General features: G+C 33.8%; 13 protein-coding genes. 2 read left to right on the forward strand and 11 right to left on the reverse strand.

Going from position 1 to position 13,282, the window contains the following annotated elements; translation table 11 throughout:
• Window positions 1-116: 116 nt before the first annotated feature.
• Together CM54_RS06465 and CM54_RS06470 are read right to left on the reverse strand one after the other, a co-directional pair.
• The gene (locus CM54_RS06465) at window positions 117-1,130 is read right to left on the reverse strand and encodes a zinc-binding alcohol dehydrogenase family protein (RefSeq protein WP_037549941.1); all 1,014 of its coding nucleotides are present in this window, start codon (window positions 1,128-1,130) and stop codon (window positions 117-119) included.
• A gap of 88 nt (window positions 1,131-1,218) precedes the next feature.
• A complete protein-coding gene (locus CM54_RS06470; protein ID WP_037549944.1) occupies window positions 1,219-2,223 on the reverse strand; it encodes an NADP-dependent oxidoreductase in 1,005 nt (334 codons plus the stop codon).
• A 147-nt stretch (window positions 2,224-2,370) separates the two neighbouring features.
• Here CM54_RS06470 and CM54_RS06475 point away from each other — a divergent pair, with 147 nt between their 5' ends.
• Window positions 2,371-3,555 (forward strand): LLM class flavin-dependent oxidoreductase, encoded by a 1,185-nt coding sequence (locus CM54_RS06475; protein ID WP_037549946.1) that lies wholly within the window; start codon window positions 2,371-2,373, stop codon window positions 3,553-3,555.
• Between the two features lie 194 nt (window positions 3,556-3,749).
• On the opposite strand, the gene CM54_RS06480 is transcribed toward CM54_RS06475, so the two are convergent.
• The 9 genes from CM54_RS06480 to CM54_RS06520 all read right to left on the reverse strand — a co-directional run bounded on the left by CM54_RS06480 (window position 3,750) and on the right by CM54_RS06520 (window position 12,204).
• A complete protein-coding gene (locus CM54_RS06480) occupies window positions 3,750-4,616 on the reverse strand; it encodes an alpha/beta hydrolase (protein WP_037549949.1) in 867 nt (288 codons plus the stop codon).
• A 141-nt stretch (window positions 4,617-4,757) separates the two neighbouring features.
• Window positions 4,758-6,170, reverse strand: coding sequence for a 6-phospho-beta-galactosidase (lacG, locus tag CM54_RS06485; RefSeq protein ID WP_037549953.1), 1,413 nt, complete (start codon window positions 6,168-6,170; stop codon window positions 4,758-4,760).
• Window positions 6,171-6,185: 15 nt separating this feature from the next.
• Window positions 6,186-7,931 carry a lactose-specific PTS transporter subunit EIIC gene (locus tag CM54_RS06490; RefSeq protein WP_037549956.1) on the reverse strand — a complete coding sequence of 582 codons (1,746 nt, stop codon included), beginning with the start codon at window positions 7,929-7,931 and terminating at the stop codon, window positions 6,186-6,188.
• Window positions 7,932-7,936: 5 nt separating this feature from the next.
• Window positions 7,937-8,251, reverse strand: coding sequence for a PTS lactose transporter subunit IIA (gene lacF, locus CM54_RS06495; protein WP_002432608.1), 315 nt, complete (start codon window positions 8,249-8,251; stop codon window positions 7,937-7,939).
• A gap of 24 nt (window positions 8,252-8,275) precedes the next feature.
• Complete coding sequence (gene lacD / locus CM54_RS06500; RefSeq protein ID WP_023351312.1) at window positions 8,276-9,256, reverse strand: tagatose-bisphosphate aldolase; 981 nt, start codon at window positions 9,254-9,256, stop codon at window positions 8,276-8,278.
• A 3-nt stretch (window positions 9,257-9,259) separates the two neighbouring features.
• Window positions 9,260-10,192, reverse strand: coding sequence for a tagatose-6-phosphate kinase (locus CM54_RS06505; RefSeq protein WP_037549959.1), 933 nt, complete (start codon window positions 10,190-10,192; stop codon window positions 9,260-9,262).
• 11 nt (window positions 10,193-10,203) lie between these two features.
• Window positions 10,204-10,719, reverse strand: a complete 516-nt coding sequence (gene lacB / locus CM54_RS06510; protein WP_002432294.1) for a galactose-6-phosphate isomerase subunit LacB — start codon at window positions 10,717-10,719, stop codon at window positions 10,204-10,206.
• 14 nt (window positions 10,720-10,733) lie between these two features.
• Window positions 10,734-11,162 (reverse strand): galactose-6-phosphate isomerase subunit LacA, encoded by a 429-nt coding sequence (gene lacA, locus CM54_RS06515; RefSeq protein ID WP_037549964.1) that lies wholly within the window; start codon window positions 11,160-11,162, stop codon window positions 10,734-10,736.
• 286 nt (window positions 11,163-11,448) lie between these two features.
• Window positions 11,449-12,204, reverse strand: a complete 756-nt coding sequence (locus tag CM54_RS06520; protein ID WP_037549967.1) for a DeoR/GlpR family DNA-binding transcription regulator — start codon at window positions 12,202-12,204, stop codon at window positions 11,449-11,451.
• A 253-nt stretch (window positions 12,205-12,457) separates the two neighbouring features.
• Here CM54_RS06520 and CM54_RS06525 point away from each other — a divergent pair, with 253 nt between their 5' ends.
• Complete coding sequence (locus tag CM54_RS06525; protein WP_023351310.1) at window positions 12,458-13,189, forward strand: NAD-dependent protein deacylase; 732 nt, start codon at window positions 12,458-12,460, stop codon at window positions 13,187-13,189.
• Window positions 13,190-13,282: the final 93 nt, after the last annotated feature.

Consider the following 13,282-nt stretch of genomic DNA (forward strand, 5'->3'; position numbering starts at 1 on the left):
TGTATAGTTATGATGGCGACAAAATTGAATATAAAATTAGCAGTAAGATGATTCGTAATTAAAATCATCTTACTGCTATTCTCTCTAAGAAATATGTCGATAATTATTTATGGTAATTATTTTTCCACATTAATAACTAATTTACCTATCATCGTATTTGATTCTAAAATTTGATGAGCTTGGTAAAGTGTCTCGGTGGTTAATCCATTAATCACCTTCGTAGTTGTATGGTGATATTGGCCTCGTTCAACCCTTTCAGAAATATCTTTCAAATACTCATGATGTTTAATCATGTCATTCGTGCGATTGACTGGTCTGGCGAACATAAATTCATGAGTAAAGTTAACACTCTTTGGTTTGAGTAGATTTAAGTCTTGCTTTTCTTTAAATGCAACAATCGTTGCGATATGACCTAATGGTTTAATAAGTTCAATCATTTTCTCATAATATAAATCTGTATCAAATGTGCAGAAAATGTAATCTACTTCATTAATATCGTGATGCTCAAGTTGTGTCTTTAAATCTTCTTTATGATTGATTACAATATCAGCACCCATAGACTTCGTCCATTCAATCGTTTCCTCACGAGATGCAGTGGTAATAACCTTTAAGCCATGTGCTTTAGCAATTTGTGTAGCAATACTACCTACGCCACCGGCCCCGTTAATGATAAGAAGAGATTTACCTTTGTTCTTTTCAGGGTCATGAGATATTTGAAACACATCAAATAATGTTTCAGATGCTGTGAGACCAGTGAGAGGTAAACTTGCCGCTTGTTCAGGCTTAAGATTAGATGGTGCTTTCGCTACTAATTCTTCCTCAATTAACTGATATTCTTCATTAGAGCCATGCTGATTTGGAGAACCTGAATAAAACACATAGTCTCCTGGCTCAAACATTGTGACATCTTCTCCAACTTGTTCGACAATACCTGCCGCATCAAATCCTAATATACGTGGTGCATGGTTAACTGATAAGATGCGTTGTTTCGCATCAACCGGATTGACACTTATACTTTGAACCTTTATTAATAACTGATTCCTAGTTGGATTTGGAATATTAAATTCAATTTCTTGAAATTGATTACCATCTTCTAGATTGAACGGTGCATTAAATCCTATTGCTTTCATGATTCCACCTCTATGTTGATTTTATTAAATTAATTATAGCATTTAATTCAATTCACTCATTTGAACAGTTTTTTTGAAAATGAAGATACTAAACGTCAGAGACTTTAATTACTTGTTTACCAAAATTATCACCAGTGAGTAAATTTCTAAATGCTTGAGGTACTTTATCGAAACCTTCTTCTACAGATACTTGGGTCTTAATCTTACCCTCTTGTACCCATTTAGCGAGTTGTTCGCTTGCATTTTTAAAGTCATCAGCGAATTCGGCAACTAAGAAACCTCTCATCATCGCTTGTTTCTTGATGAGTGTCCCTTGAATACGTGGACCAATATCTTCTTCAGGATGGTTATAAGAAGAAATGGCACCGCAAACAGGAATACGTGCATGTGTGTTTAGGTGTTTAAATACTTCATCACCTATTTCACCGCCTACATTTTCATAATAGACATCGATGCCATCTGGAACAGCATCTGCTAATGTTTGGGCGAAATCATCTTTCTTATAATCTACACCTGCATCAAAATCTAATTCTTTAGTAAGATAATTTACTTTCTTATCTCCTCCTGCGATACCTACAACTCTACATCCTTTAATTTTAGCAATTTGGCCGACAACTGAACCTACTGCACCTGAAGCTGCTGAAACAACTACGGTTTCACCTTCTTTAGGCTGTCCAATGTCTAAAAGGCCATGATAAGCAGTTTGCCCTGGCATTCCTAGTACGCTTAAATATAAGTCAAGTGGCACATCTGTTGAAGGTACTTTATCGATATGCTCTGTTGATACAGTGTTTATTTTCTTCCACGGAAGCATGCCCACGACAATGTCACCTTCATTATAATCCTTAGCATTTGATTGAATAACTTTAGCTACGATATGTCCATTAAATGGCTCTCCTTTTTTAAAAGGCTGGACATAGGAATCTGCATTCGTCATACGGCCTCTCATATATGGATCCACTGAAATGTATAATGTTCCTAATTGAACTTCATTATTTTTGGGTTCTTGTACATCAGTTTCCTCATATTTGAATGTATCATCTTGTGGCATTCCATCTGGAACTTTGTTAAATACGATTTGTTCATTTTTCATATGATATCACCCTTTTTTGAATATTAATTCTGTAAATATCATACCTCGAACAAGGTCATCGCAATCATAGAAAATCACTTGTATAATAAGAGCAAGCGTTGAGAAATTGGTTGAATCGTAACGTATGGGAGGTTTAATTTTCCTAAAATGAAATTAAGCATATTAGATTATGTACCGATATTTGAAGGTAGAAGTGCACACGAAGCATTTCAGCATAGTGTAGAGTTAGTACAACGAGCTGAACAAATAGGTTATGTGAGATATTGGGTGGCTGAGCATCATCAAGTTCGTTCTGTGGCATCAAGCGCCCCTGAAATGGTCATGATGACATTATTGGAACAGACGAGTAATATCAAGATTGGAAGTGGTGGTGTCATGTTGCCACACTACAGCCCGTATAAAGTAGCTGAACAATTTAAGATGATGGAAGCACGCCATCCTCATCGTGTAGATATGGCCATAGGACGCTCTCCAAGTTTCAACAACGTGAACGCTGCATTAAATGAGAATAAAGAAAGAAAACTAGATTTTGATACACAATTAGATGATTTGAATAAATACTTTAATGATGACATTGATAAAGCGCACCGCTTCAAGACGTTATTAGCTACCCCGTTAATCCCGACCAAGCCTGAAATGTATATTTTAGGTATGAGTGAACGAAGTGCAAAGTTAGCTGGCAGACGCGGTTTGCCATTTGTTATTGCTAAAATGGGACAATCGTCAAGTGCTATTGAAGAAGTTATAAATGTCTACAAAAATGAGTTTGCACGTTGGCATGGAAGATATTGGAAATCGTCTGGTGATGGCGATAATCGTGCTTTTGGTAGGACATCTCATGGAAGTTCAGAGGAAGATTTTGCTGGGGATTCACATAGAGGTGTTAAGGATTATTCTGACGACCATGTGCATGAAGCTTCTGAGGAAGATTCTAGAGGCCATGTGCATGAAGCTTTTGAAGAACTTTCTGGTGGTGTGGAACCTTATGTGATATTAGCTACATTTGTAGTAACGGGTGATAATGAGGTTGAAGTTGAAGAGCTTTTAAGCGCATTACAACTTTGGTTGTTACGTATTAATTATTTAGATCAACCTCAGTTTTACCCATCTATTGAAACCGCTAAGAATCGAGTTTATAGCGAGCGCGAGAAAGAGAAACTTGAACAGAATAAGCGTAGAATTATTTATGGCTCGCCTCGCGAGGTATCACGTCAGTTAAAGGATATTAAAAGTTTATTTGGAGTAGACGAGTTAATGATATTGCCAAATGTTTACGGAGAAGATGCGCGTTTTGAGTTAATTGAATTATTGGCACGAGAATTAGATATTTAGTGTGTTTGCATGATTAGGCACAATATTGAATCATTTTATTTGTTGAACAGAGTAGGACTAGATAACTGTATGGAGTGTGTGGGCTGTTGGTTCACCATGATGGTGTTTTAGATGATATGGTTTTAATAGAGAGGCGCACTGATGCATTAAAATTGTGAGGAGCCAAATGCATGAGTGCGCTTCAACTATATGAATTATTTGCTCCATAGAAATTGAATGATGTCGTTTGCGATATTTTTATTTTCGTGTAATTGGCTATGTTGAGCTGTTTTACCGGTGAATTTATTTTCCGTGTAAGATTTTGGACTATTTCCTAGTAAATATTTCAAAGATTTTGATGAACTATTAGATACACGACCATCTGAATGTGTGCCATCTTGAATATCTCCATAAATATTGAGTACATCAATGTTTTTATCTTTATAAACTTCTTTTAAAGATAATAACTTTTTGAAATCATCGTTCATTTTATTTGGCTTACCATTTCGATCTAGGTTTATTTCATTTATCTTTTCATTAAGATTTAGTACGCCATTATAAGTACCTGCAATATTTACTTCTTTTTGAAGGTGTGGCAAATATTTATCATTTCCATAGTTATTCATATAATAAGCAAATGACATATTCCCCATTGAGTGTGCTACAAAATTAAATTTATTGATATTATATTGGGATTTTAATTGAGACAAGACATTTTTAATCCATCGTGCATTTTTATTAAAATCACCATTGCGATTATTTTCAAATTCGATTTTTATAATTGGATTTTTTACATTTTTATCTATAGAACCAATAAAGGTCACATTACCATTGCGAGATACTTTTGCTATCATCACATCCTTTGTAACGCCCTTTTTAACTGCTTGATTAACCATGAAACTTTCTGATTTTTCGCTTCCTCCATATCCATGCATAAATAGAGTGGCCACAAGTTTATGTTGATGTTGAGTAACAGAAGACGGAATATGTTTGCCCGATTGACGGCTACAAAGTACAGTAAATAATATCAAAGTAACAATAATAATAAGTATAAAGACCATCGCAGAAGATTTTGATTTCATCATCTTACCTCATTTTGTTTATTTTATATATTATATACGATTAGAGAGGTATTTGCTCATATTTAAAGACTCACTACATCAAATGTAATGAGTCTTTGGAACATACAAGCTGTATTTAAATGATAAATTTTTAAAAGGAAATTATTTGATTTCTTTTGTTTTAGCTAATTCTTTGTACCAATAAGCACTTTTCTTAGGATATCTTTCTTGTGTATCAAAATCGACGTAGAAAAGACCGTAACGTTTTTCATAACCATTTGACCATGAGAATACGTCCATCAATGACCATAAGAAGTATCCTTTCACATTAGCACCATCTGCAATTGCATCAGCAATCACGTTTAAATGTTTCTTAACATAATCAATACGGGCATCGTCATGTACAGTTTTCTCTTTTTCATCAAATTCATCTTTGTATCCTAAACCATTTTCAGTAACATAGATTTTATGATAATTTGGATAATCTTTCACAACCCTCATAATTTGATCGTATAATCCTTGAGGATAAATCATCCAATCCCAATCTGTTCTAGGTACATCTACATCAAATTCTCTTTGACCGACACCTTTAAGTTGGTATTTAGAACCACCTTTATCTCCAGTCGCATTGTGCGTAATCTCAGATTCACCTTCATAACCTCTCATCCAATCACTCATGTAATAATTGATACCTAAGAAGTCATTTAAATCTTTAGCAGCATCTAAAATTTTATAATCTTCGTCAGGGATATTCAATTTACCACCATTAACAGATAAGATATGTTGAACACCTTCCATTGTTTCACGAGAATACTTACCTAAGTATGTGGCATCTAAAATAAATTTATTATGGATAATGTCCTCTAGTTCTGCTGCTTTAACATCTTCAGGATTAGAAGAATCAAATGGATATTTTGTAGGTAAGGCATGAACTACCCCTATTTCACCTGAATATTGCCCATCTTTAAATAACTTTACAGCTCGAGCATGTGCAACCATCATGTTATGGTGAGATTGAAAAACCTTTTCAAAGTCATATTTAATACCTGGAGGGAATTTACCTACTAAATATTGACCATCACCGATTGGCCCTATCTCATTGAAAGTAGTCCAGAAATTAACTTCTGGGAATTCTTTAAAGCAAAATTCTGCATAATCTACGAAATAATCAATGGTTTTACGATTTAAGAAATCTCCATCTTTATGAAGTACTTCTGGTGTATCAAAATGGTGTAAAGTAACGAATGGTTCAACATGACGTTTATGACATTCTTTAAATAGCTTATGATAGTACTCTACCCCTTTAGGGTTTACTTCTCCATAGCCTTTAGGAAAAATTCTTGACCATGCAATTGAAATTCTTATACCGTTAACTCCGAATTTCTCACTTAATTCTAAATCGATTGGATATTTATTATAGAAATCACTTGCTGGTTCTGCTGTATACCAATAATTTTCCTCAAGATATGTATCCCAAGCGACACGCCCCTTACCATCAGTTTGAGTTGCTCCTTCTGCTTGATAAGCTGCTGTTGCTCCACCAAAAATAAAATCTTCAGGTAATTTCTTAGTCATGAATAAAACTCCTATCTAATTTTTAAATTGTTGTTTTACAAATTCGAGTGCTGCTTGACCATCTCTAGTTAACTTAATGTATTCAGCGCCTTGTGTTTTAGCTAATTTTATACCTAATTTGTCAGTGTCTTGTTTAATGTCTTCATAATTTGAGGCTACTTGTGGTGCTAATATAATTAATTGATATTCTTTCATAATATCCATATGTGCACCATAACCACCAGCCGCTGCTGTAACAGGTACACCGTATTCATCTGCTGCTTTATTCAAAGCATTAGCTAATAAACCACTTGTACCTCCTCCTGCGCATAATACTAAGACATTTGTTTGTTCAGTAATATTGCTGTCAGAATGATCTTGAATCACTTCTGGTTGTGAATCATGACTTTGCGAAGCTTCATTCGCTCCGGCAGTTGCTAAAATAGCATCAGCTTTTTTAGTATCAAAGTTAGCTGAAACTTTTTCTTTTAATTCATTATTAACTTCTTTATTACCTAACTCTTCTTCCAAAATCTGCTCATCATAAACCTTAACGAATGGATAATAAATAATGACATCTACTACGATTAAGACAATGGCTAATACAAATGACCAAAACGCAAAACCAGTACCCATCACGATACCTAGAGGACCTGGAGTAGTCCAAGGTAAGAAGATGCTAAAACTATTCATATTCAGAACATCAACAAAAAATTTAAATATCCATACATTGACAATTGGCGCTAAAATAAATGGAATAAAGAACACTGGGTTTAATACTAAAGGCGCACCAAACAAGATAGGTTCATTTACACCAAAGAAAGTAGGAACTACTGAGGCACGTCCAATTGCTTTATTACGTTTAGACTTAGTTAGCCACATAAACATGAAAGGTACGACTAATGTTGCACCAGTACCTCCCATAGTTACAACAAACATTTGAGTACCAGGTGTAATGACTTTATCAGCATGTTCGCCTGCTTGAATTAAATGTAAGTTCGCTTCAAGGTTAGCGTAAGTAATTACGGCAATGGCTGGTTCAACGATTGATGGTCCATGAATACCTACAAACCAGAAGAAAGCGAATGCACCAAAGATAATTGTCACTCCGACCCAACCATCAGCTGCTGTAAATAATGGTTCAAAGATTTTTAATACTGCGTTAGCTACATTGGTATGAATAAAGGCTCTAGCAATTAAATCTAACGCATAAAGAATAACGATTACTGCTGATAATGGGAATATATCTTTGAAAACTTGTGATATATTAGGTGGCACTTCTTTAGGCATTTTTATTGTAATATTATGTTTGATAAAGAAACTATAAACATTAACAGTTATAAACGCTGATAAGAAGGCTGTTAATAAGCCTTTTGTTCCCATGAAAGCACTTAAAAACCCTCCATCTTTTACAGGATCGGCTGCTAAGAACAAGAAACCACACATTGCAGCCATCATTGTTGAAATAAAGTTAATTTGATTCGTGCTTTCCAATCGTCGATTAAATGAATCAGTCAGTGATTTGGCTGTTGTCCCTGCTACAATGAAACCAACAATTCCCATCGTAAAGTTATAGGGTTTCATTAATATACCTTCCATTGTTTTACTCCAAGTAAATCCAAATACATTCGGTACATAAGTGACTAAAATAAATATACTTGAGAACAAGATAATAGGAATTGCTGCAATAAATCCATCACGAATCGCTCTTAAATAAATATTACGAGATATTTTTTCAAAGAACGGCTTTCCTTTTTCTATCCATGCTATTAACTTATTCATAAAGGTCAACTCTTTCTTTTATATAATTCGATTAAATGCTTCATTAGATCTTTTAATAAAATAGTAGTCATTAAATGATCTTGACCATGCATCATCGTTACACTATAAGCAATGTCGTCTCCTTGAGCTTCTTTTTGTAATAAACTAGTTTGAGCACGATGTGCATCAGCAATGCACTGATTACCCTCTTCTATTAAAGATTCGGCTTTATCATACTCTCCCTCTTGTGCGGCTGTTAATGCCTCTAAAAACTTAGACCGTGCATCTCCAGCGTAAGCAACAATTTCAAAACCTAATAATTGTACTTCTTCTCTATTCATGATGTGTCTGTCCCCTTTCGAGAATTAAACTCTCTCTTTCCATGATGTTGCAGTCGTTTCTAAAACTTTATTCAACTCGTCAATGTTTTTGAATCCTGTAGTACGAAGCCATTGTCTAGCCGCTTCTTCACCTTTTTCGATATATACTTGAACTGCGCCTGCCCAAGTAGCTCTACCACAAAGTACTCCATTGAATTGAGCTCCTGCGTCATGTGCAAATTTTAAAGTCTCTTGGAAAAGTTCAGCAGAAACGCCTGCACTTAAGTAAATATATGGTAATTTTGTTGAAGCGTCTTGGTCTTTAAAATATTGTGCTGCTTCTTCTTTAGAATAAGCTACTTCTCCATCAGTGAATCCTTCAACATATTTCATATTTACTGGTACTTCTACTTTTAAGACATCAACATTAAAGCGATCTTCTGAGAATAGTTTCATCGCTTCATTTACTTTTCTTGGTTTCACTTTCGCAAATTCTAGACTACTATTATCTGGAATATTATCGTCATAAGTGAGAACTTCTAAGAAAAATGGAATATCTTCAGCTACACATTCAGATCCAATTCGTTCAATGTAAGCTTTCTTCTGAATATTAATTTCTTCTGCATCGTCGACATCATAATAAAGCAAGAATTTAACGGCATTTGCACCTTGCTCTTTAAGTCGTTTAGCTGACCATTCTACTAAACAGTCAGGTAATCGACCTTTTGCGTTAACGTCATATCCTGTTTTTTCATAGGCAAGTAATAAACCACACTCTTTATTACGAGCTTCTGATGCAGGTAAACCATATTCAGGGTCTAAAAGAATAGATGACGCGTATTGCGTTAACTCTTCTGATACTAAAACTTTTAATTGTTCAATTTGCTCAATTGTAGGTTCATCTGATTGATGTTTTGCCATCATACGTTTTAACGCACCACGTTGGTCAAAAGCTAAAGCTGAGATGACACCTTTATCATTACTTAGATGTTCAATTGATGCCGTTTTTTGAGTTGTTTTTACCATGTTTTACACCTCTATAATTTCAATTTGGTCAAAGAGCTGAGAATAATTAGACATATTTACATAACCTGTTTGTGCCTCTTGAGCATTTAACATTCCTAAAGTGTTCGCCTTCTTAAGTAGATTCTCATCACTTTCATGATGAACAATTGCTGAAGCTATTCCTGCAACTGTTGAATCTCCAGAACCCACTGGATTAAGTACTTTAATCGAAGGAATGTTTACTTTATAAAATTGATTATTATGTTTAGCAAACGCACCATTCGCACCTAAAGAAACAATAATCCACTCAATACCTTTAAATAATTGATGATTTAAAGCTTTTTTCAGCTCTTCAGTTGATTCATTAAGTTCCGTAGAAATCAATTGTGATAATTCTTCAATATTTGGCTTTATCACTGTCGGTTTGTGATTATTTTGTAACGCTTCCTTTAATGTTTCTCCAGCACAATCCAGCACGACTGGTTTATCATTTTCATTACATATATCAATTATTTTTGAATAATAATTTGAATCTACACCTTTTGGTAAGCTCCCAGAAATAACAACCGATTTAGCTTTTGGTATTAGATCTTTTAAATGCTTCAAAAACCCGGTTGATTCATCCACAGTTATTATTGGTCCTTGCTCCAAAATCTCTGTTTGGTTGCCATTATGCAATATAGCAATACAATTCCTAGTTTCACCTTTAATTTTGAAAAATGAATGTTTCACTTGATTGTGATTCAACTTTTCTGCTATAAAATCGCCTATTTTACCACCCAAAAAGCCAGTGGCAACAACTTGTTCATTGAGTTGTGATAACACCCTAGTTACATTGAGTCCCTTTCCACCAGCTGTCTTACTAACGTTTTGAACTCTATTAACTGTATCGATATGTAATTCATCCAATGGATAAGAGATATCTACCGAAGGATTTAATGTTAAAGTTAAAATCATGTTGTACTTCCTTAATCGTGATATTCGCCTTTATCCCACTTTTCTAAAAATTCATCAAAGAAATGTGGATCTTCTTGTTTAGCATTATGACTTTCAAGATGATTAATTTTTGCAATTAATTTTTTATTTTCTTCTGTTGGTTTATACTCAGCATTGATAAATGCTTCAATAATGTCGCACATTAAAAGTTCGCCGATGATTTTACCACCAAAACCAATAACATTTGCATTTAATTCCTCTTTCGCATATAAAGCTGAAGTCATATCACGTACAAGTGCAGAACGAACGCCAGCAACTTTGTTAACCGCATTATTAATACCAACACCAGTACCGCAAATACATACACCTAAGTCAGCATTACCGTTTACAACTTCTTCTCCTACTTTTTTACCGAAAATAGGATAATGCGTACGTGTGAAGTCATATGTTCCAACATCAATAACTTCGTGTCCTTTTGACTTTAAAAACTGAGATACTTCCATTTTTGTATCAGTGACAATATGGTCACAACCTAAAGCAATTTTCATTTATTCTCCTCCTATTAGCACATTTTATTGAGCATATCTACGCGAATTTGGTGACGCCCACCATCGTAGTGTCCATTAACGAAACCTTTAACTACATTCTTAGCTAATGTGTCCCCAACAATTTCTGAACCTAGAGTAATCATTTTTGAATTATTATGACCTCTAGTCATATATGCTGAACGTTCATCTGAAACTTCAGCTGCAATCATCCCTTTAATTTTTGTAGCAACTATAAAACTACCTGCACCATAAGCGTCGATGGCAATACCCAAATTGTCGTCAGACTTTTGAACTTCACGTGCAACAGATACTGTTGAATCTACAAAATCTAAATATTTACCCTCTGTTACATCTAATACTTCGAAATCGTTCTCTTTCAAATAAACTTTAATTAAATCTTTAAGACGTTTACCATCTACATCAGAACCAATAATAATTGTCATTTTAAGTCTCCTTTTAAAATGATTTTGAAAGCAAACACATATCAATTAAGAAAAGCGCTTTCAATTACCTATGTTTAAATTATAAACACTATACAACAATAATTCAACATATATTGTTTGAACTTTGTTTATTTAATGTTTGTTTTCAAACATTTAGTGAACTTAGTGTTTATACTGGCTTTGTAAATCAACAAAAAAGAGCGGAAATGAAATCTCATTCTCAAAGAATGAATTCATTTACCGCTCTATAAAGGATAATTAATTAATAGATATTAAATTCTATATTTTAGTCAATGACCTCAACATATTTTTCAACTTGTTCTGTCTTTTCCGAATTATTATTATCCATTAATACCGCATTTAATTCTTTTAATTCACAGAAAGATGAAAAATCATCTTTTCCAATTTTTGAAGAATCAATAAGTAAATATTTCTCTATTGAATGTTTTAAAGCAAGTTGTTGGGTGTAAGCTTCATCTATTGAAGATGTCATCGCTACACCATCTTTAACTCCATTACTACTAAAAAACATCTTACTAAATCTCAAGTTATTCAATAATTGATTCGTCATTTCTCCCACGAAAGCTTCAGTTAAATCTCTCATTTCTCCACCTAGCAGATACACTCTAAAATGTAAGCTCTGTTTATTCATAAGAATTTTAAAAACTGGTAAACAATTGGTGATAACAGTAAGTGAATGGTGGTGAATTTCTTCTGCCAATTTTTGCACAGTAGTACCTGGCCCTAAGAATATTGTGTCACCATTTTCTATAAGCTCTACTGCTTTTTTGGCGATATAGCGTTTCTCCTCAATGTAGTGCGTATGTTTTTCTTGGTGAGACATTTCTTTATATTGAAATGCAGAATTACTACGAGCTCCACCATGTATCTTAGTGAGAATGCCTTTCTCTTCTAACTCTGCTAAATCACGTCGAACAGTCATATCTGATACATTAAGACCTTCTACAATTTCATTTGTTCTAACCGTTCCTCTTTTGTTGATGAGTTTTGTAATTTCGTCGAGTCTATCATATTTATTCATATCTATATCCACTTCCTACGATTACATCATTTACAATCTTAATTTGTTTAAACTTTAAATTACTTTTCTTATGTCTTAATATAATTTTATAACATACTTTAAATACTTTAAAATGATAAAGTAATATTTTATGTGAAGTTGTTGCTACTAAAAAATCATAACATGGAATCTATAATAATATCCCTGCTGTTATTTGAGATAAGAATTACAGATTTCCATTAATTATAAAAAAATCAAAAACTGAGGTGATTCAATGGAAAAGGAAATTCAACTGTTAAAAAGTATTTTAGAAAGATCCAATAACATTGTGTTTTTTACAGGCGCGGGTGTTTCAGTAGCAAGTGGTATTCCAGATTTCCGCTCGATGGGAGGTCTATTTGATGAGATTTCAAAGGATGGTCAATCTCCTGAGTATTTACTAAGCGTAGATCATTTAAATGATGATAAAGAGAGTTTTATTGATTTTTATCATAAAAGATTATTAATAGCTGATAAAAAGCCTAATATTGTACATCAGTGGATTGCTGCTTTAGAACGTGAACACAAATCTTTAGGTGTTATTACTCAAAATATTGATGGCTTGCATTCAGATGCAGGAAGTCGTCATGTCGATGAGTTACACGGCACTTTAAATCGCTTTTACTGTATCAAATGCTACAATGAATACTCAAAATCTCAAGTGATGGAAAATCACATAAGATATTGTGAAAAATGTGGGCAGATTATAAGACCAGATATTGTATTATACGGAGAAATGTTAAATCAAAACACAGTATTTAGAGCTTTAGAAAAATTACAAAAAGCTGACACGCTAGTTGTTCTAGGGTCTTCACTCGTAGTACAACCAGCAGCCGGCTTTGTTTCAGAATTTAAAGGTGACAATTTAATAATAATCAATAGGGATCGCACGCCATATGATCAAAGTGCTGACTTAGTCATACATGATGATATGACAGAAGTCGTCGAAAAGATCATGAAAAAATAGACCGTATACAAGTAGCGTGAAACAATCATGCTACCTTTTTAATTTAATAATTAGTAACTAAAAATATAGAAAAGCTCGCTTAAAAATGAATAT

Origin of the sequence: Staphylococcus sp. TE8 (assembly GCF_000692055.1) — a bacterium.
Classification (GTDB): Bacteria; Bacillota; Bacilli; order Staphylococcales; family Staphylococcaceae; genus Staphylococcus; species Staphylococcus capitis.

Excerpts from the sequence above, each read along its gene's own strand:
- CM54_RS06475 (WP_037549946.1), top strand. The coding sequence starts at position 2,371 with ATGAAATTAAGCATATTAGATTATGTACCGATATTTGAAGGTAGAAGT.
- CM54_RS06505 (WP_037549959.1), bottom strand. The coding sequence starts at position 10,192 with ATGATTTTAACTTTAACATTAAATCCTTCGGTAGATATCTCTTATCCA.
- lacD (WP_023351312.1), bottom strand. The coding sequence starts at position 9,256 with ATGGTAAAAACAACTCAAAAAACGGCATCAATTGAACATCTAAGTAAT.
- CM54_RS06470 (WP_037549944.1), bottom strand. The coding sequence starts at position 2,223 with ATGAAAAATGAACAAATCGTATTTAACAAAGTTCCAGATGGAATGCCA.
- lacA (WP_037549964.1), bottom strand. The coding sequence starts at position 11,162 with ATGACAATTATTATTGGTTCTGATGTAGATGGTAAACGTCTTAAAGAT.
- CM54_RS06465 (WP_037549941.1), bottom strand. The coding sequence starts at position 1,130 with ATGAAAGCAATAGGATTTAATGCACCGTTCAATCTAGAAGATGGTAAT.
- lacF (WP_002432608.1), bottom strand. The coding sequence starts at position 8,251 with ATGAATAGAGAAGAAGTACAATTATTAGGTTTTGAAATTGTTGCTTAC.
- CM54_RS06520 (WP_037549967.1), bottom strand. The coding sequence starts at position 12,204 with ATGAATAAATATGATAGACTCGACGAAATTACAAAACTCATCAACAAA.
- lacB (WP_002432294.1), bottom strand. The coding sequence starts at position 10,719 with ATGAAAATTGCTTTAGGTTGTGACCATATTGTCACTGATACAAAAATG.
- CM54_RS06525 (WP_023351310.1), top strand. The coding sequence starts at position 12,458 with ATGGAAAAGGAAATTCAACTGTTAAAAAGTATTTTAGAAAGATCCAAT.
- CM54_RS06490 (WP_037549956.1), bottom strand. The coding sequence starts at position 7,931 with ATGAATAAGTTAATAGCATGGATAGAAAAAGGAAAGCCGTTCTTTGAA.
- lacG (WP_037549953.1), bottom strand. The coding sequence starts at position 6,170 with ATGACTAAGAAATTACCTGAAGATTTTATTTTTGGTGGAGCAACAGCA.
- CM54_RS06480 (WP_037549949.1), bottom strand. The coding sequence starts at position 4,616 with ATGAAATCAAAATCTTCTGCGATGGTCTTTATACTTATTATTATTGTT.